This window comes from Helicobacter sp. NHP19-012 (assembly GCF_019703325.1).
Classification (GTDB): domain Bacteria; phylum Campylobacterota; class Campylobacteria; order Campylobacterales; family Helicobacteraceae; genus Helicobacter; species Helicobacter gastrofelis.
In genome coordinates this window covers 1,444,745-1,469,289 of sequence record NZ_AP024819.1, presented here as the reverse complement: position 1 = coordinate 1,469,289, position 24,545 = coordinate 1,444,745, and the positions used below count along the sequence as shown (strand labels likewise).

Below are 24,545 nucleotides of genomic sequence, written 5' to 3'. Positions count from 1 at the left end.
CGATGTTTCACGCCACCACCATTTTAGGCTATAAAACGCATTTTGAGGACAAGGATTACGCCATTATCGGCGGAGACGGGCAAGTGAGTTTCAATAATTGCGTCTTAAAGGGCAACGCCACGAAAATACGCACCCTGCACCACGGGCAAATCTTAAGCGGGTTTGCGGGCAGCACCGCCGATGCGTTTAGTTTGTTTGACATGTTTGAGCGGATTTTGGAGGGCAAAAAAGGGGATTTGTTTAAAAGTGTCGTAGATTTTAGCAAAGAGTGGCGTAAGGACAAGTTTTTACGCCGCTTGGAGGCGATGATGATTGTGCTAAACAAGCAATCTATTTTTATCTTAAGCGGCACGGGCGATGTGGTTGAGCCTGAAGATGGCAAGATCGCAGCGATTGGCAGTGGGGGCAACTATGCTTTAAGTGCCGCTAGGGCTTTAGATAAATTCGCCACCCTAGAGCCTAGAGCCTTAGTTGAAGAGTCGCTAAAAATTGCGGGCAATCTTTGCATTTACACGAACCAAAACATTAAAATCTTGGAGCTTTAATGCAAGACCCACAGAAGTTAAACTTAACCCCACAAGAGATTGTGGAGTATTTGGATGGCTACATTATCCAGCAGCAAGACGCTAAAAAGATGATCGCCATTGCTTTGCGTAACCGCTGGCGGCGGTTGCAACTGCCCAAAGAAATCCAAGAGGAGGTTACGCCTAAAAACATTTTGATGATCGGCTCTACGGGCGTGGGTAAAACCGAGATCGCGCGGCGTATGGCTAAGATGATGGGGTTGCCCTTTGTCAAAGTGGAGGCGAGCAAATACACCGAAGTGGGCTTTGTGGGGCGGGATGTGGAGTCGATGGTGCGCGACTTGGTCGCTGCAAGCGTGCATTTGGTCGAAACCGAAGAGAAGCAAAAGAACCAAAGCAAGATCGAGGATTTGGTGATCGAGCGCATCGCTAAAAAACTCTTGCCCCCCTTGCCTAGCAGCGTGAGCGACACCAAAAAAGAGGAGTACGCCCTAAACTTTGAAAAAACTAAAGAAAAGGTGCGGGGCACTGCCCTAGACAACCAAAAGATCGAAATTGAGCTAGACAAACGCAGCTTAGAGGGGGATTTTAATGTCCCCCCTGAGATCATTAAAGTACAAGAGAGCTTGACAAAGATTTTAAGCAAGGGCACAGAGAAAGTTACTAAAGAGATGACGATCAAAGAGGCTAAAGATGCCCTGCGCCACGATGTGTCCCAAGCCATTTTAGACATGGAGAAAGTGCAAAGAGAGGGGCTAGAGAGGGCAAGGCAGTGTGGGGTGATTTTCATTGATGAGATTGATAAAATCGCCGTGAGCAGCAAAGAGGGCGGGCGGCAAGACCCCAGCAAAGAGGGCGTGCAACGAGATTTGCTCCCCATTGTGGAGGGCAGCACGATACAGACGAAGTATGGGGCACTTAGCACCGATCATATTTTATTCATTGCCGCCGGGGCGTTTCATTTGAGTAAGCCTAGCGACTTGATCCCCGAGTTGCAAGGACGCTTCCCCCTAAGGGTGGAACTAGAGAGCTTGAGCGAGGAGATCATGCACGAGATTTTAACCCGGACAAAAAGCTCGATCATCAAGCAATACCAAGCCTTGTTGCAGGTGGAGGGTGTGGATTTGGTCTTTGAGCCAGAGGCGCTAAGGGAATTAGCCCGCCTTTCGTATTTAGCTAACCAAAAGACAGAGGACATTGGGGCACGCCGACTACACACGACTTTAGAAAAGGTGCTTGAGGACATTAGTTTTAACGCCACAAGCTACAGCGGGCAACAAGTCGTGGTGTCCAAAGAGCAAGTGAGCGACAAGCTTAAAGACCTTGTGGAGGATGTGGATTTAGCCCGCTTTATCCTATGACAAAGGCGGGATTTATTGCCTTAATCGGGCAACCAAACGCCGGCAAAAGCACTTTAATCAACGCCCTTTTGGGGGCGCGTTTAGCCCTCACTTCGCACAAGGCGAACGCCACGCGTAAAATCCTAAAAGCCATCATCCCTTACACTGATAAAACCGGTGCGGAGTGCCAAATGGTGTTTTTAGACACCCCCGGGCTATGCACCCAAGAGAAACTTTTAAATAGGGCAATGGTGGCGCAGAGCCATAGTGCCTTTGAGGCTTGCGATTTGGCGGTGTTTGTGGCGGGGATACACGACTCTTTAAAAGCCTATGAGGAGTTTTTAAAATGGAGGAGTGCAAGCAAGCCCCATTTATTAGCCCTAAACAAAATAGACACCGCCACAAACGCTCAAGTTTTAGCCAAGCTCAAAGACTACACGCCCTATAGCCAGCACTTTAAGGCGTTGATCCCCATCAGCGCACAAAAGGGGCGCAATTTAAACGCCCTACTAGATGAAGTGGTAAAACTTTTACCTAACGCCCCCTTTTACTACGACCCGGACATGCTCGGCGACATCCAAATGCGTGAGATTTACGCCGAGATCATTAGAGAGCAGATTTTTAAGTTCTTAAGCGATGAAATCCCCTATGAGAGTGCGGTTTTGGTAAAAGCCGTGCAAGAGCAAGAACATATCGAGAAAATCCAAGCCCAGATCATCGTGGCTAAAGAGAGCCAGCAAAAAATGGTGATCGGCAAGGGCGGGGCGGTGGTGAAAAAAATCGGGCAGGAGGCACGCCGTAACATCGAGGGCTTTATCCAAAAAAAAGTGTTTTTGCGCTTGGAGGTCGTGGTGCAGAAAAACTGGACTTCTATGCAGGATCAGCTCAAAAAAATGGGCTATGTGGTAGAATAGGGAACTCTTATTGTCATTTTCTATTTTAGGGGTTAGCATGTTTTTGCAAAAAGCGTTTTTGCGCTCTATTTTTGTGGCGGTGGCTTTAGCGGTGGGGGCGCAGGCGGACACTTTAATGGGCTTTGTCAAGGCTTACCACGAAAAGGGCATCGAGTCCATTGAAAAGCTTTTGCAATCCTATTTGAGCCAAAGGGCGTTTTGGGAGGATTTGCTAGAGACCAAGGACACCACCTATGGCTACTATGAAGATTTAAACTATTTGTTTTTGATCAACAAGGCCAACCCCAAATTAGAGCTCTACCAAATGGGTGGGGAGAAAATCACTAGGGTAGACGCCACAAAAGCCCTTGTGGGTTCTAAAATCGGGGTGAAGGTGAGCGAGGGGGATAAGGCGACCCCCATAGGGGTTTATCAAATCATCAAACAGATCGCCCCCCCCAGCACTTTTTATGGACCCCTAGCCCTTGTTACCAACTACCCCAACCCCCTAGATGTGGTTTTAAAACGCACCGGGCACGGCATTTGGATCCATGGCATGCCCTTAGATGGCAAACGGGACAACAACACCAAGGGTTGCATCGCCATCAACAACAACGCCCTCAAAACCTACGACAAGATCATTCAGGGCAAGAAGTCCATTTTGATCGTCTACGAAAACAACCTGCCCCAAGCGAGCAAGGCGGAGCTAGCCATACTTTTAAGTAGTCTTTATGCGTGGCGTTCAGCGTGGGCTAAGAGTAATTTAGTGTCCTATTTGGAGTTTTACGCCCCCGACTTTAGACATGTGAGTGGCATGGACATTAAAAAGTTTGAGAAATTCAAAACCAAAATCTTCGCCAAAAACGAGGGTAAAATCATCCGCATTTCGGGTGTGAATGTCACCCCTTACCCCACCAGCGGGGGAGATAAACTTTTCCGCATCGCCTTTAACCAAGACTACGAAGCCTATAAACACAAAAAGCCCACTTACAAATCACATGGGCTAAAAGAACTCTATGTGCGCTTGAAGGGGCAAAAAATGCAAATTGTGGTGGAAAAATAGCCCCTTGCTGGAATTTGTCTATGTCAAAGACCCCAAGCACCCACTAGTCGCCCCCCACGAGCACATCGTGGTGCAAGACACCCCAGCGCCAGCTGATTGCGTGGTGAGCAATGTGCCTTTGAAGGGAGCCAAGAGGGTCGCACCTGAAATTAATTTTCTCATTGAAAACAGCACCCAAAGCCCCCTAGAATTAGCCGCCAGCCTATCGCTACTCTACGAGGTGCATGGTCTACAATTTGACTTTGCCCCCACCTCCACCCAAGAAACCCCTTTAGAGGTATTTAGCTACAACTCCAATATTTGTCAATACCACCAACGACGGGTGGAGTGTTGTGGCAAATGCACGGAGGTTTGCCCCACGCTTGCCATCACCAAATTAGACCCTGAGATTGCTCAAGAAAAGGGAGTAGAGTGTGCGGACAACCGCCATTTAGAGATCAAACCCCAAGATTGCATCGATTGCGGCAAGTGCATCGCCGTGTGCCCGAGCGGAAGTTTACACTACAACGCCTTGAGCCTAGAGTGCATGCAAGCCATCGCCAAACTCTATCAAGGCTATATCCCTCTCATTTTAGACAAAAATATAGAATTGCCCACTACCCCGCTTAAAAAAGAGGTGTTGCCCTTAAGCCTGAACGCCAACATCTTAGAACAAACCTATTTGCTTACACTCTTGCAAGAGAGCGGGGCGCAAGTGGTACTCTACGCCAAAGAGCTAGGTGTGGGCACTCTTGAAAGCATCGCACTGCTCAATGGCATTTATGAAAAAATCTACCAACAACCGGCGATCTTGTGTGCCTTTAGCCCAGAGGAGCTTAAAGCTTGCCTAGAGCAGGCGCAGATTTTAGAGCACACCCATTTTAGCCCCCCCATAACCCCCACACACACCAAGCGCGATCTGTTCGCCAAACGCCTCGCGCACATGGTGGGTGAGGGGGATTTTGGGCAGGTGGGCTGTGGGGCGTTTATCCGCTATGGGCACATTAAAATTTTTGAGAGCTGCACGCTTTGTTTAGCGTGCGTAGGGGCGTGCAACACCAACGCCCTAAGCATCGATGGCAACAACTACCGCCTGCTTTTTAACCCGTCCTTATGCACCACTTGCGGGTATTGCGTGCCCACCTGCCCTGAGAAGTGCCTTGAGTTAGAAAGGGATGGCATTGCTTTAAATCCTAGCTACTTTACCCCTCAGCTGATGGCTGAAGACACTTTATTTTCTTGCCGCATGTGTGGTAAGGCGATGGGGACAAGTAAAAGCGTGTTGAAAATCGCTAAGTTTATGGAGCCGCGTTTTCAGGGCGATCAACGCCGCATCGCTAGCTTGTATGTGTGTGCCGATTGCAAGGTGAAGGTCATGCTTGAGGACATCGTGGACATTTCCGCCATTTTGCGCTAAGGTCGTTAATATTTACCACGCTTTTAGACGCGTTCATTGAGTCGAGCCACCTGTGGCGGGAGCGGGGTAGGGTGTTTAACACGATTGGACATTTGGTGCTAAACAAGCACGAGTTTATCAGTGGGTATAAGTTTAACTTGTGCTTTGAAAACTTTTTAGCTCTAGGCTACACCACTGAAAAAAAATATAGACACCTACTTCGTCCACACATTCCCCATTACGCCCTAGAGTGCCCTCAACTTTATCATAAACAAAATAATCTAGTTAATCCAATCTACAATCTAAAAGAAAGGTATTTGTCTACATGTGCTTTGGTAGAGAACGCCTTGCTATGGCTTTTAAAAACTCTTAAACAAAACTAAGTGGGTGTTTAAACACCTCCTCAACGACCTTAACTTTTGTTTATGGCTAATTCCTGCAACATAGCGTAGACAAAGTCTGCGCTGATCTGGGCGCTTTGGTGCAAGAATGCGTCAAAGTCCACAGGGGCTGCGCCATCGGCCGTGTCGCTCACACTCCTTAACACGCAAAAGGGGATGTTGAAGTCGCGGCACACAAAGCCCAAACTCGCCCCCTCCATTTCTACGGCACTCGCCCCGAAGTGTTGGGCAAAGGATTGTTTGCGTTTGGGGTCGCTCACAAATTGATCGCAAGTGGCAATGATCCCCTCTTTCAAAGAGAGATTTAATTTTTGCGCCACGCTTTTAGCTAGGGCGTTTAATTGTGGGTCGCTCTCCACAAACACGCTACTTTCAGGGATAAAGCCTAAGGGGTGGTTGAAGGGAGTTAGGTCAATGTCAGCTTGACAAAGTTTGGTTGCTAAAAGCAAGTCATTAATGGCTAGATTTGGAGCTAATCCGCCAGCAACACCGCTAAAGATAATGGCTTGCACGCGGTGGTGCAAAACCAGCGTGGTGGCAGTGGTGGCGGCATGCACCTTACCTATTTTGCTGTAGGCGAGCACGATGTTTAAATCTTGGAGTTTTAGACCGTAGTAGGTGTTGTTGCCTAGGGTTTCTTGCGTGTGTTGGGAGAATTTGGCTAAAATGGGGGCGATTTCTTCGGCCATTGCGCCCATCACCCCGATGGTTTGAAAAGTGGGCATGTTAGATCCTTTGTTTAAAATCCGTTTATTTTAGCATACTAAGCTGTCCTTCAGTTATCTTTAATTAAAATCTAGTTTTGTGCTTGTGGACAGGTGGGTGAGTTGGCTGAAACCACATCCCTGCTAAGGATGCGTAGCCGCAAGGTTACCGAGGGTTCGAATCCCTCCCTGTCCGCCACTTTTGATTTTTCCCATTTTAAATCCTCAAATGGTCGTCTGTGCTATTGTTATCTATTGTGGGAGTAGCGTGCTCACCTGGTTTGCAGTTCTCTGTCAAACCAACATGACCAAAATTCAACCGCCCAGTCCTGCGTTGATCTCAGTTAAAACAGATACACTAAGTTAACCCTTCTTAGGCTATAATGTCCGTATTTTTTAAAGGGGTTTTTATGCGCTTTTGGGTGTTTTTGATCGGGCTGTTTTGGGGGTGTAATAGTGTGTTTTCGCCTTTTAGCCTGAATTTAAGCTATCCTTTAAACCCATCTAAAATTAACCTCGCTCTAGACCCACTATTCTTAAACTCACCTAAGGTGGTCTTTAACGCCGAGTTCGTCCCCGAGTATGATCGCCACCAATTCACAAAAGCCCTACAAAGAGCCACAATTGGGTTGCTTAAACATCTAGGTTACCCCTTAAATCCGCAGGGTTACAATACCCATTTGCAAGCTAAAATCAGTCTAGCTTTTAAAAATACTCCAAAAGATTTAAAAGACATTGCCAAAATACTTAAAAGGGGGCACAACAACTCTTTAGACCCTGCGCAAGTGTTGCAAATGCTAGATGCTAGGAGTGAAATCAGTTTGCGCCTGTGTGCTGAAAACTCCACTAAGTGTTTAAGCCATATTAGCGTGCGGATTGAGCAGCCCATTTTACGCGCCAACCCACTAGATAGCGACCCTAATGAGCGCAGCGGACCTAATGCCAACTACAACCATGCCCTAAACTTAGCCTTAAACAAACTATTTACAAAAAGCATGCAAGCCTTGCAAAATGATTTAAGAGGGGGGCAAACCTTCATACTAAACCAATAGGAGTGCGCATGTTGTCTAAAGATGTGACCGAATACACCAAGATCAAGAGTGAGCTTTATGCCTATGTGTCCTATTTGTTGACCCAAAATATTAAGAACTATCTTAAAGAGCCGACCTTAACATACATACAACTAGCGATGGAGCGTATTAAGCAAGAAGTCCGCATTAAGGAGGATATTTTTATCCTAGATGTCAATGGCAACTTGATCGATGGAGAGGGTAATGTCAAGAGCTCTTTTGCCCAAAACTCTTTAGAGCGGGGGTATTTCTATGAGGCGGTGGCTGAACGGCGTTGTATCCTCACAAACCCCTACCCCACCCGTAGCAATCGGGGGCTAGTTGTAACAGCTGCCTACCCCATTTACAACGACAAGGACGAGTTGTTTTATGTGGTGTGTATGCACATCCCCTTAAGGGTCGCCGTGGCTTTAAGCTCCTCTTCTAAACATTACAGCGCCTTTGCTGAGGGTAGCGTGGTGATGTATTTTAGCATTTCCATCACTTTAGCCCTTGTGTCTTTGCTCTTATTCGTTAAGAGTCTATCGAGCCTTTACCACGCTTTAATACACTTTAGTAGCTTTGATGTGAAGGAAGTTTTCCACCCGATTGTTTTATTGACCTTAGCTTTAGCCACGGTCGATCTAGTCAAGGCGATTTTTGAAGAAGAAGTTTTAGGTAAAAATAGCGGGGATAGCCACCGCGCCATACACCGCACGATGATCCGCTTTTTAGGTTCGATCATCATCGCCCTAGCCATTGAAGCGTTGATGCTGGTCTTTAAATTTAGCATCAGCGCACCGAATAAGATCATCTATGCCGTGTATTTGGCAGCAGGGGTATCGGCACTTCTCATTGGCCTAGCCATTTATGTCAAATTCGCCTACGGGGCAGCTAACGAGTCTAATAGCAAAGATTAATTTTACCTTGTGGCGCACACCCTTTTAAAAGGAGTGTCCCCTACCCTAAAGTTTTTCGATTTATGGTACTTAACACCTAGACCTTGCACGCACAAGACAAACTCTAAGATTTTATACAGATACCTTAAGAGCATGGTTGCCGTGCTTGCTTTTATGCCTTTTCTTTACGTGCTCTTAGATTTTCTTTGTTTGTGAGCACAAACTCTTTAATCCCCGAGTGCTGCTTTTCATGCCCATTTCCCCCCACTTTCAGTATAGATTCCTCTCTTAAGCCCGCTAGCCGTATATAGCGCATGCAACGAAAACGCATCATCGGCGGCGATTTTATAATCTATTTATGGTCCCCAAAGCGGGTGTAAACTTTTCTACGCACAAAAAGGGTTGAGTGCGCCGAGACCCTGCCGTAAAACCCTTTCTTGCTAAAATATCCACCCACATAGTGGTACACAATTTTAGTCCACTTAACATATGCCAAATCAGCATAGACCATATCCGCCCATAGGTGCGTTTTAAACACCCCACACACTTGTGCCAGCACACTAGAATCAGCTAAATCATCGCTATTTGAGTATCCCCACAATCTCCCCATTTACTAAAAAAATGCTCTTATTCATTGCACCATAAAGTCCTTTGTCCTTAGAGTTAAAGACTTGCAAATGAGAGTGAGCTTTTAAAATCTCAAGCATGTTGTCCGTGCTACCCCCATCGAGGATCAAATGCTCCACGGGGAGGGCGTACTTTGCATGGCGACAGATCACACGCTCTTTTCATCGTCTTGCCCCCGTTTAGCACGGGAGTGATGAGAGAAATGCTAGAAATGCGTCTCACCTTTTAGCCCATCAAAGGGGTTATTTAGGGGGGTGTAGGGCTTGTGAGCTCGGGGTTTTGGCTGTGGAATGCTCTCTAGCACCCGAGCCACGCTTAACATCCGCACGCCATCGCACGCCCCCTTGAGCTCATCGGGGAAGGGAGGGAACTTCTCCATGCGCCCGATAAACACCTTAAAGACATGCTGATCTCTGGCAAACTCCAAAGCGGGCACAAAGTCGCTATCGCGACTAAAGAGCAAAATATGCCCATGCTGGTTAGTTTGGCAAAAATTATCCACCAAATGCGCCATGTCCAACCCTAAGAGCAAATCCACTTGCTTTTGGCGCACAAACATTTGCTTACGGGTACTTTCCATTTTTACCCGATCCACCTCTTCAATGCAGGGCACATACTCGAATAAAATCTTTGCCTTCCCCACCCGCACCTCTTTTGGCATGTCCGTCCAAAGGGTCAAATTGCGGTTAAACTCTTGCACATTGTTAGACCTTCTTATCTTGCCCTCGTAGTCTTTGGGGTAATCGCGCTTGTAGTCCTCAATCTGCGTCTTTAGCTCATCTCGTGCCCTAGCGGCTGCCTCCACAAAAGGCTCGGACACATAGATATACATGCGGTAAAGCACCTCATCGGGCTTGATAAAGACTTTAAAAAACGCCATGAGCTGGTGCATGTTGTTGTAGTTGAAATGGGGGGGCTTAAAATCAGGGCAAAACTTTTGCAAATACTCAAAATCCCCCCGTAAACATTCCCAATCCACGAACATAATCAATTTTGTTTGTTCTGTAAGAGGCATGGTTTCTCCTAAGATATTCAAAAATATAGACCTAAACTCTAAAACTCTACCCTTAATCATTTCATCAACATATCATTGTAACCTCCTAATCTAAGATTAGAGACCATTAAAATACGCCTCCACTTGCTTGAATCTTTAGCGGACAAGTCCCACGGCTGCCCCCTTTAAAAGCGTGGGGTAATGCTCTCCTAAACCCTCTAAAAGCCCCCTTAAAGCTCCCTCATCTTTAAAATCAAACACAAAACCATTAACTCCATTTTCTACAAACACTTATCCCCCACACGCATGGCTCACCAAAACCGGCAAACCACCGCTAAGACTTGCTCCACCGCCAAGCCCCAAGGCTTGGCAACGCTTGGCAAGATCAGCGTATCGTGGGTGCACAGCAGGGTAGCCATTTGGCTATTTGCCACCACTCCCAAAAAAGACACATTAAAACTTACCATGTCTTTGGGTTTAGCCTCTAATTCCCTCGTGCCTACAAGGCTTAAGCCCAAATGGGGCAACCCTTTAAAGATTCTAAACAAAAACTCTAAATTTTTCACCACCATTAGCCTAGCAATACAGATAAATTTTTAAGCGTAGGAGCGGGGTTTTCTTTTGAGGGGGGTGGATGATCCCCACCCCGTGCGTGGTTTTGATTACCCCCATAAAGTGTAAGGTCTCTAAAAGTTTGGCATGCCACACCTCACACACAAGGGCGGTTGGGATCCGTTTAAAAACAGCCCTTTTAAACCCACTTTGAGACTCTTTGTAATGTAGATGTCTTGGGTATCTCTAAATTCTCTTTATTTTTTTGCGCCAATCCCTTTGGTTATGCTCATTTCGCCCCCTTAACTCCTCTTTAACTCCTTGCTTTTGGCTTGTAACGCCTCAAGAGGAGCGGTACCATCCTACTTCAAGGCTAAGGGAGTGCCCCTTATGAGGAGTGCTGCTAGTGTTTATTCCACCTCAGCGTCTATCACATCCTCATCTTTTTTAGCCGCTTGGGGGTTTTGCTCTTTTTGCATCATCGCCTCTGTGAGCTTTTGCGAAGATTCGGCCAAGGCTTTCATTTTTGCCTCCACTTCTTCCTTGCTGGCGTTTTCGTTTTTCAGCGTACTTTCCAAATCGCTTAGGGCTTTTTGGATTTTTTCCACTTCGCCAGGCTCTAAGTTTGCCTTGTGCTCCTCAAGGTTTTTCTTGGTTTGGTGCGCTAGGCTTTCGGCTTGGTTTTTGGCTTCCACCACCGCTTTACGGCGAGCATCTTCTTCTTTGTGTAGTTCTGCGTCTTTGACCATTTTATCGATCTCGCTGTCGCTAAGGCCACTAGAACCGGTGATTTTGATCTCTTGGGATTTGCCGGTGTTTTTGTCTTTGGCGGACACGGTTAAAATCCCGTTTGCGTCAATGTCAAAGGTAACCTCAATTTGGGGCACGCCTCTAGGGGCTGGGGCAATGCCGGTTAAGTCAAACTTGCCTAGGGATTTGTTGTCCTTAGCAAATTCCCTTTCACCCTGCAAGACTAAGATGGACACGGCGGGTTGGTTGTCCTCAGCGGTGGAGAAGACTTGGGCTTTTTTAGCGGGGATGGTCGTGCCCTTTTCAATGACTTTTGTCATCACACCGCCCAAAGTTTCAATGCCTAGACTTAAAGGGATCACATCTAAGAGCAAGACATCTTTCACATCGCCCTTAAGCACACCGGCTTGGATACTCGCCCCCACAGCCACGACTTCATCGGGATTGACAGACTTATTCAAGTCTTTATTGATAAAGTTTTTCACCCTCTCTTGCACTTTGGGGATACGAGTCGATCCGCCCACCATCACCACTTCGGCAATGTCGCCCCGGCTAAGCCCCGCATCTTGAATCACACTGTCGATTTTCTTAATGGTGTCCTCGATCAGATCGTCGATCAAGCTTTCAAACTTCGCCCGGGTGAGCTTTTTCACCAAGTGTTTAGGCCCGCTGGCATCGGCGGTGATGAAGGGCAAATTGATCTCAGTTTCTTGAGCGGAGCTCAATTCCTTTTTGGCGTTTTCGCTCGCTTCTTTTAGGCGCTGCAAAGCCATGATGTCCTTTTTAATGTCAATGCCATTTTCCGCTTCAAATTCTTTAGCGATGAAGTCGATGATGCGGTTGTCAAAGTCATCGCCCCCTAAGAAGGCATCCCCGCCGGTGGCAAGCACTTCCACGACATTATCGCCCGTTTCAAGCACGGTAACATCGAAGGTCCCCCCGCCAAGGTCATAAACCATGATTTTTTCAGACTCTTTTTTGTCTAAGCCATAAGCTAGGGCTGCTGAAGTGGGCTCGTTGATGATTCTTAGGACATTTAGCCCGGCGATGGTGCCCGCCTCTTTAGTCGCCTTTCTTTGGCTGTCGTTGAAGTAAGCGGGCACGGTGATCACCGCCTCATTCACTGGTTCGCCTAAGTAACTTTCTGCATCCTCTTTGAGTTTCATGAGGATTTTAGCCGAGATTTCTTGGGGGGTGTAGATTTTGCCCGCAATTTCTACGGCACAAGCCCCATTGCGATCCACGATTTTATAAGGCAGGCGTTTTTTTGCCTCTTGGGCTTTGTCCTCATTGCTCATCAACCCCATAATTCTTTTGATAGAATAAATGGTTTTTTCGGGGTTAGTAACCGCTTGGCGTTTGGCGCTCTCGCCCACTAAAATTTCGCCCTTGTCGGTGAAAGCCACGATAGAAGGCGTGGTGTTTTTGCCCTCTTTATTCGCAATGATTTTTGCCTCATTGCCCTCATAAACCGCCATTGCGGAGTTGGTGGTGCCTAAGTCGATTCCGATCACTTTTGCCATTTTGTATCCTTTGTGTTGAGATTAATTAGTTTTTTGCAATGCTCACCATTGCGGGGCGTAACAAGCGTTCTTTATACTTGTAGCCCTTTTGAAAGACCTCTACGATCTGCCCCTCCTCTTGCCCCTCTGCTTGCACTTGCATGATTGCATTATGCAAGTTGGGGTCAAACTCCAGCCCACACTCTACGCATTCAATGCCATGCTTTGCGAGCACCTCGTGCATTTTTTGCAAGGTGAGCTCCAAGCCTTGAGCCACGCCCTCGCTGCCCTCTTGCTTAGCACTACTCAAGGCGGCGTGCAGGGTGTCGATCACGGGCAGTAAATCGTTGGCGATCTTTTCATAGGCGTATTCTAGTGCCATCGCCTTGTCTTTTTCTAGCCTTTTTTTGGCGTTTTCAAAGTCGGCGTGGGTGCGTAGGTATAAATCCTGTGCCTCTTTAAACTTCGCTTGGTAGTCGATTGGTGGCTCTTTCTGGGCTTGCGCTTCGCCTGCCTCGTTTGCCTCAGTTTCGCCCACCGCTTCTTGCTCTCTTAATTTTTCCACTTCTAATGCTGTGTCTGTCATTTTCTCCTCTTTCATAGTGATAACCCCCTAATCGCCCCATAAAAGCCCTCAAAATCCTGCTCTAGCCCTCCCACACAGAGCATACGGGTTTGCTCGCCCTTGAGCTTAATGGGGCAAAACACACCCAAAAACCCCAAGGGCAAGACCTTTTCAAAGTGTAGCCCCTGCTTTAGCCCCCTTAGCAAACTCCCCTCTAAGATTTGCCTAAAAAGCCCTTGCGCCCCCCTGCTTTGGGCGAGTTGCCCAAGCACACACAGCCCAAAGTAAAGTTTTTCTTGATAGAGTTGGTCGATCTTTTTGGCTAGGCTTGTGGCACACACGGATAAGGCAAGTTCTTGGATCGCCTTGCACTCTAGCCCGATCAAATCCTTAATAAAGCCCTCTAGTTTTTTGTTGTAAGCGAGCAGGGCGGGCGTGCTGTTGCCAAAGTCTAAAATCAAAAACTGCCCAGCGTGGTTATGCACCGCCTGCAAGGTCGCCTTTTGGTAACGCTCCACCATGCTAAAAATCCTATAGCTTTCGCTCGCCCTTTGTAATTTGTCTAAATCCACTTCTAGGGGGGTGCTTAGGGTGAGTTTAGAACGCCAATAGTCTTTTAGGGCTTGGGTCGTGGGGACACGCCCACTGCTGGAGTGGCTTTGGCAAATCGCCCCCTCGCTGGTGAGCCGTTTAAAGTAGTTGCGGATGGTCGCAGAGGAGATTTGCACGGCTTGGGCTTGCAAGGCTAAACGCAAGCTTTCAGAACCCACGGGCGCATGGTTGTAAAGATAGGTTTTGATAAAGGCATCTAAGAGCCACTCTTTTTTCACGCCCATGTATTTCCTTTCGCAAATTTTCAAGGAGTATAGCATAAATTTTGCAAAAATTAGCAATATTTTTACAATAATGCTAAAAAATCCCCCATTTTAGGGCATTTAAACGCCAAAGTTTATATAAGTTGTATCAACTTAACTAAGTCATTTTGTTAAAAATATTTGCTATGAGTGGCAAGTGTTAGAGCCTGTGGGTGGATTTTTGGGCGGTTTAGGGCGTGTTAAAAAAAGTGGGCTAAAATCTCGGCATTTCTCTAGCAAAGGGGGTTTTCTTGCGGTGGTTGTGGATCTTTTTAGCTTTGGATTTTTTACAAGCCGATGGGGGGGATAATTTTTTTAAAGCCATTGAGGCGCAACTGCAAAGCAACACGGCCAAGGGCATTTTAATGCTGATTTTTATCGGCATTGCCTTTTATGTGTGGCGTAATTTAGACCGCTGGCGGGATATTCTCTTTACAATCTTGGGCGTGGTGCTAGGAATCATGCTCTTTTTTAAGGCTCCGGCGCTGGCTTCGTGGTTTATGGGGTTGTTTTGATGGAGTGCCCTTTGTTGGTCGTGTCTGTAGCAAATTTACAAGCCATTTCTACAAAGGACAAATTTCTATGGCTCAATGCCAAGTCGTGGATTGTGTCGATCTTCGTGCCTTTTGTGCTGTGGCCGTGGCTGGGCACACTGTGGGCTTTGGCGTTGTATGGGGGGTTTTTAGCCCTTTTTAGCGTGTTGGAGTTCTTTGATGAGGACATTGCCGACATTTTAATCGCCCACTCTAGGCTCACGGGGGCGACAAGTTTTTACGCCTAAGGCTGGATTTGTTCTAAAATCCGATCCACAATTTGGCGTGCCCCATCGCTAGAAACTTTTTGGCGTAGGCTCTGGCTCACTTTGGCGATCTCTAGCCCCCCTTGCTTGGGGGTTTCTAGCCACTCAATGAAGTGAAAAAGGTGGTCGGGGTGTAGGTGGCTCTGTTCCACGATTTGGGCGAGCCCCTCGTTGGCGAACTCTAGGGCGTTGTAGTATTGGTGGTTTTTGGCGGCGAAGGGGTAGGGCACAAAGAGGGTAGGCAAGTTGTTGGCGCACAGCTCCCACACACTGCTCGCCCCCGCACGGCTCACGCAAATATCCGCTTGGCGCATTTTCTCCACAAGCTGCAAATCAAAGGCGAAGAGATCGACTTGCTCTAGAATCCCCAAACCTTGATACACGCTAGCGACCCGCTCGTAGTCTAGCTTGCCGCATTGGTGGATCACCTTTAAACCCCTTTTGAGGAGTTTTCTAGCGCATAAAATGGCAAATTCATTGATCGCCCTAGCCCCTTGCGATCCGCCTAAAAATAAAATGCTCTGCACCTGTGTGCGGATTCTGGCACTTTCAAAAAAGCTGTTTTGGATGGGGTATGGGGTGTAAATCCGCTTGGGGTTCTCCTCTGTGCCTTTAAAGCTGCTGAAAATGCACTTGGCATAGGGGGCGATGAGTTTGTTTAGTGCCCCTTGCACGGCGTTTTGCTCGTGGATATAAAGGGGGATTTTGGAGAGAATGCCCGCAAAAGAGCCCGGCCCCGCGCTAAAGCCCCCCACGCTGATCAAGGCTTTGATGTGGTGTTTTTTTAAAAGACCTCTAGCGGTTTGGGTGCAGCGCAGTTGCTTATACAAGGCGTGGATTTTTTTAAAAAACCCCTTGTTGACAACGCCCGTAGTGTTTAAAAAAAAGCATTGTTTGAAAAGAGGGCTGTTTTCAAACCAAGCTTTATCCTGCCCTGAAGTGCTGCCAATGTAAAGCAAGTCTAGCCCCCTATTTTGCAATTCTTGCGCCAAAGAGCGGACGATGCATAAATGCCCACCTGTGCCTCCCCCAGTGATCGCTAACATGGGCTTTTAAGAGCTTAGACGAGCGCTTTTAGCTTGCACGAAGGATTTTAGGGTATCTCTAAAGCCAAAGTCGGGGTAGTCCATGATCGAGAGAGCGATTTGGGCGGCGTAGCCATTATCGGGGTTGAAAACAAGGGGGGCGAGGAAGTTCACCATCGAGTCCTCTAGGTTTTTTTGCACCACGACCACGCAATACACTTCTACATGGGATTTAGCGTTGAGTTCTAAGAGCAACTCTATGTATTTGGGGATGCTAAAGCTGTATTCGCGTAGCTTATAGGGGTTGGCTAAAACCATGCTGATGGTCCCATCAACACTACTCACACGGCTAAAGAGATCATCAATTTTTGTTAATTCCACCTCCATGATTCTCTCAAACCCGAGAATGGGGGCTTTTAATGTGTAACGCATGGACTTCCTTTGGCAAAATATAATCCCAACCTAGCAAAACCTGTTCCACTAAAATGCATAGGTGTAGTTAAGATACACCGAAAAATCGCGGTGGATGGTTAGGGTTGCGCTGTCTTTATCGTGGTCAAAGTTCTTAGAGTAGCGAGCAAGGGGGGAATATAGAAAGGGCATCATGATCCCTAAGTCTAACCCCTGATGTTTAGAGAAATTTAAGTGCAAGCCAATATTTAAGGGTAATTGAAACTGCACGGGGTAAACTTTGCGCGTAAAACCTCCACCTAAACTCGCCGTAAGTTCCCCCTGAAACACCGAAGCCACCCCTGTTTGCCAAGTTTGCACGCTAAAGAGCAAGCCCACAAACCCCCCGAAGGTAAAATCCCGCCCTCTCCATTTTCTCTCTATAAAATTCAGCATGACATCCGCCCCCAAGCCATAGACAAATTGCGAAACCCACGCTCCCCCATTGCCCCCAAAATTAAAATAATAACGCAGTCCGATTTGCTTATTTTGCCCAAAGAAATGTTTAAATCCCAAGCGCACATTGCCCCCACCCATAGGGGCTATGCTATCTTGTAGCCTTCTTTGATCCTTGATCACAATAAAATCCATGTTTTGCGATACAAGTGCATTACTTCTTACTAGGCTAAATTGCGGACCAAAACTCAAATACCAACCCTTATTTTCAGCACATAAAGGCAAGAGTGTAAGCCCCCAAAGATAGACTAGACGCAACACTTGAAACCGCCGCATGGGCATTCCTCTAAACAAATGTCTTTAGTTTAGCCAAATCCCTTTGGATTTTGAAGCCTTTCTAAGCCACATGCTTTATTTTTTAGAATTAGTGTCTTATAACCACTTTTATTAAATGCGCACCTTAATGTCCACGGCATCCATATCCGCGGTGCTGCAGGAATTGGGGGCGATAATGGCATCCCCGTAATGAAATACTGCAAACTCTAATGAATTTCAGTGTGTGCATTAGAGAGAGTAAGAATATTTACAAGTCATGTCAAAGCTACACACCTATATCCACACAATAATCTAGCAATTACCTACTAAAAACTATCCAATCGTGTGTGGTTTAAGAAGTTAAATTTTCTAAAAAATGCAAAATAATCCCCAAACCCAAAGCATGTTTTAAAGCAAGTTAGGCAACACTAGCGCCCATTTAGTTTAGTTAACACAATCTTAACTTTGAGGAGGTTTTTATGCTACACAAAAAAAGCCACATTGAAAGGGATGAGGAAAAATTTGTCTTCAAGGCTGACAATTCGTCCACACCTATTTTTGGGAGTCTAGAAAGCGATGTCTTGTTGCCCCGTGACAAGATAGGGCAAAAAATGATGGATCCACGCATCGCCTATCAATTGGTGGCAGACGAAATGATGCACGATGGTAACCCCCGCTACAATCTTTGTACTTTCGTGCAAACCTACATGGAAGAGGAAGCCAGAAAGATCATGCTCGATTCTATGGCGACTAATGCCATCGATAAATCCGAATATCCGCAAACCACAGAGATAGAAAAGCGGTGCGTCAATATCATTGCCAATCTTTGGAACGCCGACCCTAAAGAGGATTACATGGGCACTTCCACCGTGGGTTCTTCAGAGGCTTGTATGCTAGGTGGTATGGCTATGAAGTTTCGCTGGCGCAAGCGTGCTCAAGAGCTAGGCATAGACACCGCAAAGAAAAAGCCTAATCTTATTGTGGGCTCGGGCTATCAAGTAGTGTGGAAAAAGTTTTGCGTTTATTGGGACATTGAATTGCGTGAGATCCCCATGACCGATCGAAACAACCTCACCTTGGATCCAAAAAAGGCCATCGAGCTTTGCGATGATTACACCATAGGCATTGTGCCCATCATGGGCATCACCTATACAGGGATGTTTGACGACATCGTTACTTTAGACAAACACCTTAGTGCCTACAACCAAAGCGCAAAAATTAGCGTGCCTATCCATGTCGATGCGGCTTCAGGTGGGCTTTATCTACCCTTTGTCAACCCTGATTTGGCTTGGGATTTTCGCTTAAAAAATGTCGTGTCTATTTCTACTTCAGGGCATAAATACGGTTTGATTTATCCGGGGATTGGTTGGGTGATATGGCGGGATAAAGAGTTCTTGCCTGAGGAATTGATCTTTAAAGTGGCGTATCTAGGGGATTTTGAACCGACTTTCCAAATCAATTTTTCCCGATCGGGTTCGCAAATCTGGGCACAATATTATTGCTTTGTGCGCTGGGGCTTTGAGGGGTATAAAGCCGTGCATGCAAAAACCCGTGATGTGGGGTTGTTTTTAGCAAAGGGCATTAAATCCTTGGGACTTTTTGACATGATCAATGAGGGGCAAAATATTCCCATTATTTGTTGGGCTATGAGTGCTAAAGCTAAAGAGGAAAAACAATGGGATCTTTACGATCTGGCTGATCATCTGCGCTTCAATGGTTGGCAAGTCCCTGCCTATACACTCCCTGCAAATTTGCAAGAGGTGTCGGTGATGCGTATTGTCGTTAGGGCGGATCAGAGCATGGAGCAAATGTCGCTCTTTTTAAAGGACATCAAACAAGCCATTAGAGAGTTAGATGCGGCGCGCATTGTACGCTCCAAGTGCCCAACACAAGAGGGTAAAGTTGTCCCAGTGGGTTACACACATTGAAAAATTTAATGGTTTGGTTTTACCCTTGGTTATGGGTAACAGGTGGGGATCTTGAACTCTCCCTAGGCTGTATTGAGTGCGTAAGACAATGTAGTGGCAAGCTGCATAATAGGGGGATTTGACTAGTGCAAGTACTCTTTTAAAATTAAATGGAGAATTAGCAGAAGAACTAGGCTCCGCAAGTAAAACTAGACTATGTAAGGCATAGCACTAAAAAGTCTAGAACAGATACGCATAACCCACATAAAATTGGCTTTGGCGGGTGATGGCAAGGGTTTGTTTGATGGTTTGCTGTGTTCCCGGGTTGGTGTTGCCGTAGTTGTACCAGTTGTGGGCACTGATGGAGTAGTAGGGCAATTTCCAGCCCAAGTTAAAGCGGTTGTGTTGCCCTAAGTAGAGCTGGTAGCCCACATTCACATAAAAGCCATTGCCGGCAGCAAAAAAGCGGGTTTTATCAATATGCCCCTTGCTAAGAGAATTACCACCTAAGGCACTTAAAGCCTCGTTGTTGAAATTGTCGCTCCACAGCATGGCATACTCCACGCCCCCGCCCACAAAAACCCCCATTTTAAAGAACATCATTTTAGGGTGTTTTTTTCGTAGCCAAATGTCAATGGGGATGTTTAAGAAAAAATCCACATTTAAGCCCAAAGTTACCATATGGGCGGGGCGTGTGAGTAAGACTTCTTGGGGCGTGGGCGTGGGACAGAGCCCTAGCGGATTTGTGGCGGTGAGAGCCGCACAAGGGGAGCTGTAACCTTGTGGGGTAGTGTAAGTTACTTGCCCGTTTTTGTTAGTAGTAGCAATGGGGATCACTTGCCCCGTGTTGGGGTCAATGGCTTTAATGTTGGCGGGGTTGTAATTTAATCCGCCCTTATTCTGCACTTTGTAGCGATGCCCTAAGTTGGCATTGGCGTATTCAATATCCCCATAGACACGCAAGCCACTAATGCCGAATTTATCAAAAAACAGTTCATCGCCCAAAGTGTAAGTAAAGGCAAAATTTGCGCTCTTATTACCACTAGGTTTATAAAACCCCTCAATTTCATTGTTTTTACAAAGGTTGTCGGGACAGGCATAGACGCTAGCATTATCAGGCAAAGTGCTGGGGTTATTCATACTCACTTGGTTGCTAAAGGTGCTTTTAAAGTTTTGTGCCATGCCAAAGCGCACGCCCGTAAAGACATGGTTTTTCACCGCCCCCAAAGGGTGCAAAACTAGCCCCGCTAAGAGTAATCGTTTTAACATCAAACGCTTTGGTGATTCAGGGTTACAATTTGGGGCAGGGGGTTTAGGGGCGTGGGGGAGCTAAAAAACTCTTCAATTTGCGCCCGCGCCTCTGTAGGTTCTTTCATGTTATTGACCGCCATTTTAAAGGTGCTGGCATTGGCATGCCCCTTGGCGTAGGCGTGTAGGTTTTTGCGAAACATCACAACCCCCCGATCCCCATAAAAGGCGACCATTTTGTCAAAATGCTCCAAAACCAAATCCTTTTTTAGCACGGCGGGCAAGTCCTCAGTGTCGTTTTTAATTTGCCAAAAAATCCACGGCTGGGTTAGGCTTGAACGCCCGATCATCACCCCATTTGCCCCCGTGTAGGCGAGCACCTCTTTTGCCTTTTTGGGGCTGTCGATCTCGCCATTGGCGATCAAGGGCTTGTTTAACACTTGGCGCATTAAACGCACGCTCTCGTAATCTATGCGCTCTTTTTTGTAGCGATCCGCTCTCGTCCTCGCGTGCACCACCACAAAATCCACGGGCGCATCGTTTAGGGCGTGGGCGATTTCAAGCGGGATTTTGCTCTCAAAACCTAGGCGCACTTTCACACTGCTATAAGGCTTGTGGCTCTTTTCTTTAATGAGGCGCAAGAGTTTCACCAAGTGGTTTAAATCCTTTAAAAGCCCGCTCCCATTGCCATGGTTTGCCACTTTAGGGGCAGGGCAACCGCAATTAAAGTCTATGATGTCAATGCCCTCAAGGGCGTTGATCTTCTCTACAGCCTGCTCCACCACTTCGCTTTTAGAGCCGGCGATTTGCACGCTAAAGGGCTGTTCCTCGGGCGATTTTTCTAGCATTCTGGCGGTTTTGTGATAGGCGTGCACCAAAGCGTGGCTGCTCACCATTTCGCTCACCGTTACATCCACACCAAAGCGTTTCACCACACTTCTAAAGGGTAAATCCGTATAACCGGCTAGGGGGGCTAAAAATAACAATCTCTCAAAATTCAATTTCACCATAAACCCTATTTTAACGCATGTTCTCTTAAGTTTTGCGCCCACGCTCTGGCAAATTTCGACAGAGCGGAGGGGGTGTTTTCTAGCCTCTGGTGTATCACTTCTTTTAAGCACGCTTGCAAGCACGCCCCAATCTCTGCCTTTTTCAACCCCACGCCCTTTAAACTGCGCCCATTGATCGCCAAAAAGCCAAGCGTATAAACCTCCCTTTGTGCCCCAATTTGCTTAAAATGTGTCCTCAACACCGCCCATTTAGACGGCTCATAGGCTTTAAGCCAACCTAGCCACGCCCGCACTTGGCTAAGGCTTAAAATCTGCATTTGTGTTTTGAGCCAAATTTTAGAGAGTGGGGGGCTTTGGTGGGTGCAAGGCAAAAGTCTTTCTATGTTTTTGATGAGCTTTTTAGGGGGCTTTAACTCTGCCAAACTCTTAAAGGGGGTCTCACAAGCAAAGAGCAGACCTAAAAAGCGAGTAGTTAAATTTGGGGGCATTTGGCTTAAGGGGCTTAAAAGCGTGGGGTTTAGGGGGGTGTTTAGCACGCCCTCTAGCACGCCTACATAAGTGGCACACACTGCTCCCGCCTGTGCGCCCATTAAAATTTTACACAGCTCGGCAAAAATGCGCTCTTTGCTAATGTATTTTAACAAGGGGGCGTGCTCTAGCACGGCTTGTGCGCTTTTGGGCTCTAGCTTAAAGCCCAACACGCTAGCAAAACGCAACGCCCGTAAAATCCGCAAAGCGTCTTCATTCACCCTATCAACCGCCACGCCCACGAACCTTAAACGCTTGGCTCTTAAATCCGCTAGCCCCCCATGCAAGTCTAGCAGCCCCTTTTGTGGGTGGCAAGCTAGGGCGTTGATGGTAAAATCCCGCCTTTTTAAGTCGGTTTCTAGTGTGGCGTTAAAATGTACTTTAGGGTGGCGATGATCCGTGTATCCGCTCTCCTCTCTATAAGTGGTGATTTCAAAAACTTGTTTGCCAAAGCGTGCACCCAGAGTGCCAAAGGCTAGGCCTAGGGGGATTGTGGGGATTTTATGCGCCTTTAAAAGGGGGGCTAGCTCTTGTGGTGTGGCGTTTGTGGCTAGATCGCAATCTTTGGGGGTGCGCCCTAAGAGATAATCACGCACACAGCCCCCCACCACCACCGCCTCAAATCCCCCCGCCTCTAGGATTTCTAAAAGGCGCAAAATGGGGGGGGGTAGGTTAAAATGGTAATTTGTGTCCCAAAGCACGCTAAGCCTTTTGCTATAATGGGCGGTATTTTAACAAAAAGAACGCCTATGTTAGAGAAAATCTACCATGCCTCCTGTGTCCTCTGCTTTAGCGGGGGGCAAGATAGCACCACTTTAGCCCTGTGGGCCAAAAAAGCTTTTAAACAAACCCATTTACTCGCCTTTAACTACGCCCAAAAGCACGCCATAGAGCTCAAGCAAGCCCAAAAAATTGCCAAATTGCTAGACTTGCCCTTAAAAATCCTGGATTTACACTTTTTACAAGAAATCACCCTCTCCGCTCTGTTTGCAAGCAATCCGCAAAGCTCCAACGCCCCCCACCCCAAAAACCCAAATCTGCCCGCCTCCTTTGTGCCCGACAGGAATGCCCTATTTTTCACCCTCGCCCACGCTTATGCTTTCAACTTAGGGGCGGATTTTGTGCTCGTGGGGGTGTCTCAAGAAGATTACAGCGGTTACTTTGACTGCCGTAAAGAGTTTATAGACAGCTTGCAAACTTCTTTAAACTTGGGGGCATTTGGCACGCCAGAGGGCATTAGCTTTTTAGCCCCCTTTATGGCGATGGGTAAAGCCCAAGAGTTTGCCCTAGCCCAAGATTTAGGCGGACTAGAGCTCATTTTAGAGCACACGCACACCTGCTATGAGGGGGTTAGGGGAGTGCGCCACGCCTATGGCTATGGCTGTGGGGCGTGCCCTTCTTGTAAATTGCGCCAAGACGCCTACAAAGAATTTTTAAGAGACTATAAATAAGATTGATAGATAAAGACTAAAGTTTTATGCTATAATGGGCTTTACTTTATTAATGGAGCGTTTATGAACAAGAGTTTATACAGCACTTTAGAAGTCGCCGAGGGGGCAAGTCAAGAGGAGATCAAAAAATCCTACCGCAGGCTCGCTAGAAAATACCACCCCGACCTCAACAAGGGTAAAGAGGCCGAAGAGAAGTTTAAAGAGATCAACGCCGCCTATGAAATCCTAAATGACCCGCAAAAACGGGCGCAATACGACCAATTCGGGGACAACTATGTTTGGCGGGCAGAACTTTAGCGACTTCGCCCGTTCGCAAGGACGGGGGCGAGTTTGGACGACATTTTAGCCTCTATCTTTGGGCGGGGGGCTTTAAGAGCGACTTCATGGGTGGGGGGCTTATTCCAACATGGGGGCATGGGTGGGTTTAATGGCTTTGGCTTTGCCCCTGATTTGGATTTATCCGTGGAAATCCAAATCACTTTGCAAGAAGCCGTTTTGGGGGGCAAAAGACGGGTGCAATTAAGCCATGATAGCTTTGAGATTAAAATCCCGGCCGGTGTGCGCGAGGGCGAGGTGCTAAGAGCCAAGGGGCGCGGGCGCAGGCAGGGGGGGATGGTGGGCGATGTGCTCTTAAAAGTGCGGGTGCTTGAAGATAATGTTTATACCCAAAAGGGCGATGACTTGTATAAAAGCTTTGATTTGCCCTTGAAAACTGCCCTCTTTGGCGGGCGGGTGCAGGTGGAGACGCTGTATAAAGAAGTCGCCTTAAAAATCCCGCCCAACACCAAGAACGCCCAGAAGTTCCGCCTAAAAGAACTGGGGGTGAAAAACCGCAAAACGGGGGGCGTGGGGGATTTATACCTCTTGGCAAATGTCATTTTGCCCCACACGGACACCCTCAGCGCGCCCTTCAAGCAAACTCTGCAAGAGCAGTTGCCTTAAGGAGGGTGCGATGGTGGATTACGATGCACCCCTTTATTTGATCAGCGTGGTGGCAAAAATCCTAGGCGTGCACCCGCAGACCCTGCGCCAATACGAAAAAGAAGGGCTGGTCGAGCCCAAGCGCACGGGGGGCAAGATGCGCCTCTATTCGCAAAGGGATTTAGATAAAATCAAAACCATTTTGCGCCTGACTAGGGATATGGGCGTGAATTTAGCGGGCGTGGATATTATCTTGCGCCTCAAAGAGAGGCTTGATGAGCTAGATCGCTTAAACGAGCAACTCCAAGCCCACATGCAACAAAACGCCCAAAACAAACCCGAAACCAAGCAAATCACCAAAACCTCGTACGAATTGATTTTATTTAAAAAGGCTTAGCAAACC

Annotated in this window: 27 protein-coding genes, 1 tRNA gene and 1 pseudogene; 15 read left to right on the top strand and 14 right to left on the bottom strand. The window is 47.2% G+C overall.

All coding sequences use genetic code 11. The features are described from left to right. Window positions 1–2 precede the first annotated feature (2 nt). The 6 genes from hslV (at window position 3) to K6J74_RS09045 (ending at window position 5,578) form a co-directional block, all read left to right on the top strand. Complete coding sequence (hslV, locus tag K6J74_RS07495) at window positions 3–545, top strand: ATP-dependent protease subunit HslV (protein ID WP_221271829.1); 543 nt, start codon at window positions 3–5, stop codon at window positions 543–545. Continuing rightward, window positions 545–1,885, top strand: coding sequence for an ATP-dependent protease ATPase subunit HslU (gene hslU / locus K6J74_RS07490; RefSeq protein ID WP_221271827.1), 1,341 nt, complete (start codon window positions 545–547; stop codon window positions 1,883–1,885). Before hslV ends, hslU begins: the two co-directional genes overlap by 1 nt. Continuing rightward, on the top strand, window positions 1,882–2,778 hold the full coding sequence (gene era, locus K6J74_RS07485) for a GTPase Era (protein WP_221271825.1): 897 nt from the start codon (window positions 1,882–1,884) through the stop codon (window positions 2,776–2,778). Before hslU ends, era begins: the two co-directional genes overlap by 4 nt. A 37-nt stretch (window positions 2,779–2,815) precedes the next feature. After that, window positions 2,816–3,820, top strand: coding sequence for a L,D-transpeptidase family protein (locus K6J74_RS07480; protein ID WP_221271823.1), 1,005 nt, complete (start codon window positions 2,816–2,818; stop codon window positions 3,818–3,820). Next, window positions 3,804–5,216, top strand: a complete 1,413-nt coding sequence (locus tag K6J74_RS07475; protein ID WP_260321593.1) for a 4Fe-4S dicluster domain-containing protein — start codon at window positions 3,804–3,806, stop codon at window positions 5,214–5,216. The genes K6J74_RS07480 and K6J74_RS07475 overlap by 17 nt, the downstream gene beginning before the upstream one ends. A gap of 71 nt (window positions 5,217–5,287) precedes the next feature. Beyond that, complete coding sequence (locus K6J74_RS09045; RefSeq protein ID WP_221271821.1) at window positions 5,288–5,578, top strand: glycosyltransferase family 10 fucosyltransferase; 291 nt, start codon at window positions 5,288–5,290, stop codon at window positions 5,576–5,578. 29 nt (window positions 5,579–5,607) lie between these two features. Here K6J74_RS09045 and K6J74_RS07465 read toward each other — a convergent pair whose 3' ends face one another. Beyond that, window positions 5,608–6,321 carry a 5'-methylthioadenosine/adenosylhomocysteine nucleosidase gene (locus tag K6J74_RS07465; RefSeq protein ID WP_221271819.1) on the bottom strand — a complete coding sequence of 238 codons (714 nt, stop codon included), beginning with the start codon at window positions 6,319–6,321 and terminating at the stop codon, window positions 5,608–5,610. Window positions 6,322–6,408: 87 nt separating this feature from the next. On the opposite strand from K6J74_RS07465, the gene K6J74_RS07460 reads away from it, so the two are divergent. From K6J74_RS07460 to K6J74_RS07450, 3 genes are all read left to right on the top strand, one after another. Beyond that, window positions 6,409–6,499, top strand: a tRNA-Ser gene (locus tag K6J74_RS07460). Between the two features lie 211 nt (window positions 6,500–6,710). Beyond that, on the top strand, window positions 6,711–7,352 hold the full coding sequence (locus K6J74_RS07455; RefSeq protein ID WP_221271818.1) for a hypothetical protein: 642 nt from the start codon (window positions 6,711–6,713) through the stop codon (window positions 7,350–7,352). An 8-nt stretch (window positions 7,353–7,360) separates the two neighbouring features. Beyond that, window positions 7,361–8,269: a PDC sensor domain-containing protein gene (locus K6J74_RS07450; protein WP_221271816.1), complete on the top strand. Its 909-nt coding sequence runs from the start codon at window positions 7,361–7,363 to the stop codon at window positions 8,267–8,269. A gap of 560 nt (window positions 8,270–8,829) precedes the next feature. Here K6J74_RS07450 and K6J74_RS08805 read toward each other — a convergent pair. From K6J74_RS08805 to K6J74_RS07420, 7 genes are all read right to left on the bottom strand, one after another. Further along, window positions 8,830–9,027 carry a glycosyltransferase gene (locus K6J74_RS08805; protein ID WP_260321592.1) on the bottom strand — a complete coding sequence of 66 codons (198 nt, stop codon included), beginning with the start codon at window positions 9,025–9,027 and terminating at the stop codon, window positions 8,830–8,832. Window positions 9,028–9,080: 53 nt separating this feature from the next. Continuing rightward, entirely contained in the window at window positions 9,081–9,890 is an 810-nt protein-coding gene (locus tag K6J74_RS07440; protein ID WP_221271814.1) for an NYN domain-containing protein, read from the bottom strand. Window positions 9,891–10,025: 135 nt separating this feature from the next. Continuing rightward, window positions 10,026–10,160 (bottom strand): hypothetical protein, encoded by a 135-nt coding sequence (locus K6J74_RS08800; protein ID WP_260321591.1) that lies wholly within the window; start codon window positions 10,158–10,160, stop codon window positions 10,026–10,028. Window positions 10,161–10,180: 20 nt separating this feature from the next. Further along, window positions 10,181–10,438, bottom strand: a complete 258-nt coding sequence (locus K6J74_RS07435; protein ID WP_221271813.1) for a hypothetical protein — start codon at window positions 10,436–10,438, stop codon at window positions 10,181–10,183. A gap of 393 nt (window positions 10,439–10,831) precedes the next feature. After that, the gene (gene dnaK, locus K6J74_RS07430) at window positions 10,832–12,694 is read right to left on the bottom strand and encodes a molecular chaperone DnaK (RefSeq protein ID WP_221271812.1); all 1,863 of its coding nucleotides are present in this window, start codon (window positions 12,692–12,694) and stop codon (window positions 10,832–10,834) included. A gap of 25 nt (window positions 12,695–12,719) precedes the next feature. Further along, window positions 12,720–13,274, bottom strand: a complete 555-nt coding sequence (gene grpE, locus K6J74_RS07425; RefSeq protein ID WP_221271811.1) for a nucleotide exchange factor GrpE — start codon at window positions 13,272–13,274, stop codon at window positions 12,720–12,722. Then, window positions 13,271–14,074, bottom strand: a complete 804-nt coding sequence (locus K6J74_RS07420) for an HrcA family transcriptional regulator (RefSeq protein WP_221271809.1) — start codon at window positions 14,072–14,074, stop codon at window positions 13,271–13,273. The genes grpE and K6J74_RS07420 overlap by 4 nt, the downstream gene beginning before the upstream one ends. Before the next feature lie 269 nt (window positions 14,075–14,343). On the opposite strand from K6J74_RS07420, the gene K6J74_RS07415 reads away from it, so the two are divergent. Further along, on the top strand, window positions 14,344–14,607 hold the full coding sequence (locus K6J74_RS07415; RefSeq protein WP_221271805.1) for a TrbC/VirB2 family protein: 264 nt from the start codon (window positions 14,344–14,346) through the stop codon (window positions 14,605–14,607). Further along, on the top strand, window positions 14,607–14,873 hold the full coding sequence (locus K6J74_RS07410; RefSeq protein WP_221272629.1) for a competence protein ComB: 267 nt from the start codon (window positions 14,607–14,609) through the stop codon (window positions 14,871–14,873). The genes K6J74_RS07415 and K6J74_RS07410 overlap by 1 nt, the downstream gene beginning before the upstream one ends. Here K6J74_RS07410 and murG read toward each other — a convergent pair. From murG to K6J74_RS07395, 3 genes are read right to left on the bottom strand one after another with little or no spacing between them, the layout of a single operon-like run. After that, window positions 14,870–15,937, bottom strand: a complete 1,068-nt coding sequence (gene murG / locus K6J74_RS07405; protein WP_221271803.1) for an undecaprenyldiphospho-muramoylpentapeptide beta-N-acetylglucosaminyltransferase — start codon at window positions 15,935–15,937, stop codon at window positions 14,870–14,872. The two genes, K6J74_RS07410 and murG, sit on opposite strands and share 4 nt — an antisense overlap. 6 nt (window positions 15,938–15,943) lie before the next feature. Then, a complete protein-coding gene (fliW, locus tag K6J74_RS07400) occupies window positions 15,944–16,348 on the bottom strand; it encodes a flagellar assembly protein FliW (protein ID WP_221271800.1) in 405 nt (134 codons plus the stop codon). Window positions 16,349–16,396: 48 nt separating this feature from the next. Next, complete coding sequence (locus K6J74_RS07395) at window positions 16,397–17,098, bottom strand: outer membrane beta-barrel protein (RefSeq protein WP_221271797.1); 702 nt, start codon at window positions 17,096–17,098, stop codon at window positions 16,397–16,399. 458 nt (window positions 17,099–17,556) lie between these two features. Here K6J74_RS07395 and gad point away from each other — a divergent pair, with 458 nt between their 5' ends. Then, complete coding sequence (gene gad, locus K6J74_RS07390; RefSeq protein WP_221271795.1) at window positions 17,557–19,005, top strand: glutamate decarboxylase; 1,449 nt, start codon at window positions 17,557–17,559, stop codon at window positions 19,003–19,005. Between the two features lie 219 nt (window positions 19,006–19,224). Here the strand turns inward: gad and K6J74_RS07385 are convergent, their stop codons facing one another. The 3 genes from K6J74_RS07385 to K6J74_RS07375 are packed head-to-tail and all read right to left on the bottom strand — an operon-like array spanning window position 19,225 to window position 22,471. Beyond that, window positions 19,225–20,253, bottom strand: a complete 1,029-nt coding sequence (locus K6J74_RS07385; RefSeq protein ID WP_221271794.1) for an outer membrane beta-barrel protein — start codon at window positions 20,251–20,253, stop codon at window positions 19,225–19,227. Then, entirely contained in the window at window positions 20,253–21,239 is a 987-nt protein-coding gene (locus tag K6J74_RS07380; RefSeq protein ID WP_430886779.1) for a tRNA dihydrouridine synthase, read from the bottom strand. Before K6J74_RS07380 ends, K6J74_RS07385 begins: the two co-directional genes overlap by 1 nt. 8 nt (window positions 21,240–21,247) lie before the next feature. Further along, window positions 21,248–22,471 carry a CCA tRNA nucleotidyltransferase gene (locus K6J74_RS07375; RefSeq protein ID WP_221271789.1) on the bottom strand — a complete coding sequence of 408 codons (1,224 nt, stop codon included), beginning with the start codon at window positions 22,469–22,471 and terminating at the stop codon, window positions 21,248–21,250. 48 nt (window positions 22,472–22,519) lie between these two features. Here K6J74_RS07375 and queC point away from each other — a divergent pair, with 48 nt between their 5' ends. The 3 genes and pseudogenes from queC to K6J74_RS07360 all read left to right on the top strand — a co-directional run bounded on the left by queC (window position 22,520) and on the right by K6J74_RS07360 (window position 24,539). Beyond that, window positions 22,520–23,221 (top strand): 7-cyano-7-deazaguanine synthase QueC, encoded by a 702-nt coding sequence (gene queC, locus K6J74_RS07370; protein ID WP_260321589.1) that lies wholly within the window; start codon window positions 22,520–22,522, stop codon window positions 23,219–23,221. 63 nt (window positions 23,222–23,284) lie between these two features. Then, window positions 23,285–24,163 (top strand): annotated as a pseudogene (locus tag K6J74_RS07365) (DnaJ C-terminal domain-containing protein). Between the two features lie 10 nt (window positions 24,164–24,173). After that, window positions 24,174–24,539 carry a heat shock protein transcriptional repressor HspR gene (locus K6J74_RS07360; protein ID WP_221271785.1) on the top strand — a complete coding sequence of 122 codons (366 nt, stop codon included), beginning with the start codon at window positions 24,174–24,176 and terminating at the stop codon, window positions 24,537–24,539. Window positions 24,540–24,545 lie beyond the last annotated feature (6 nt).

Coding starts and splice junctions, on each gene's coding strand:
- dnaK (WP_221271812.1), bottom strand. CDS start 12,694: ATGGCAAAAGTGATCGGAATCGACTTAGGCACCACCAACTCCGCAATG.
- K6J74_RS07455 (WP_221271818.1), top strand. CDS start 6,711: ATGCGCTTTTGGGTGTTTTTGATCGGGCTGTTTTGGGGGTGTAATAGT.
- K6J74_RS07450 (WP_221271816.1), top strand. CDS start 7,361: ATGTTGTCTAAAGATGTGACCGAATACACCAAGATCAAGAGTGAGCTT.
- hslU (WP_221271827.1), top strand. CDS start 545: ATGCAAGACCCACAGAAGTTAAACTTAACCCCACAAGAGATTGTGGAG.
- queC (WP_260321589.1), top strand. CDS start 22,520: ATGTTAGAGAAAATCTACCATGCCTCCTGTGTCCTCTGCTTTAGCGGG.
- K6J74_RS07410 (WP_221272629.1), top strand. CDS start 14,607: ATGGAGTGCCCTTTGTTGGTCGTGTCTGTAGCAAATTTACAAGCCATT.
- K6J74_RS07440 (WP_221271814.1), bottom strand. CDS start 9,890: ATGCCTCTTACAGAACAAACAAAATTGATTATGTTCGTGGATTGGGAA.
- K6J74_RS07480 (WP_221271823.1), top strand. CDS start 2,816: ATGTTTTTGCAAAAAGCGTTTTTGCGCTCTATTTTTGTGGCGGTGGCT.
- gad (WP_221271795.1), top strand. CDS start 17,557: ATGCTACACAAAAAAAGCCACATTGAAAGGGATGAGGAAAAATTTGTC.
- K6J74_RS07420 (WP_221271809.1), bottom strand. CDS start 14,074: ATGGGCGTGAAAAAAGAGTGGCTCTTAGATGCCTTTATCAAAACCTAT.
- fliW (WP_221271800.1), bottom strand. CDS start 16,348: ATGCGTTACACATTAAAAGCCCCCATTCTCGGGTTTGAGAGAATCATG.
- era (WP_221271825.1), top strand. CDS start 1,882: ATGACAAAGGCGGGATTTATTGCCTTAATCGGGCAACCAAACGCCGGC.
- K6J74_RS07360 (WP_221271785.1), top strand. CDS start 24,174: ATGGTGGATTACGATGCACCCCTTTATTTGATCAGCGTGGTGGCAAAA.
- K6J74_RS07465 (WP_221271819.1), bottom strand. CDS start 6,321: ATGCCCACTTTTCAAACCATCGGGGTGATGGGCGCAATGGCCGAAGAA.
- K6J74_RS07395 (WP_221271797.1), bottom strand. CDS start 17,098: ATGCGGCGGTTTCAAGTGTTGCGTCTAGTCTATCTTTGGGGGCTTACA.
- hslV (WP_221271829.1), top strand. CDS start 3: ATGTTTCACGCCACCACCATTTTAGGCTATAAAACGCATTTTGAGGAC.
- murG (WP_221271803.1), bottom strand. CDS start 15,937: ATGTTAGCGATCACTGGGGGAGGCACAGGTGGGCATTTATGCATCGTC.
- K6J74_RS07385 (WP_221271794.1), bottom strand. CDS start 20,253: ATGTTAAAACGATTACTCTTAGCGGGGCTAGTTTTGCACCCTTTGGGG.
- grpE (WP_221271811.1), bottom strand. CDS start 13,274: ATGAAAGAGGAGAAAATGACAGACACAGCATTAGAAGTGGAAAAATTA.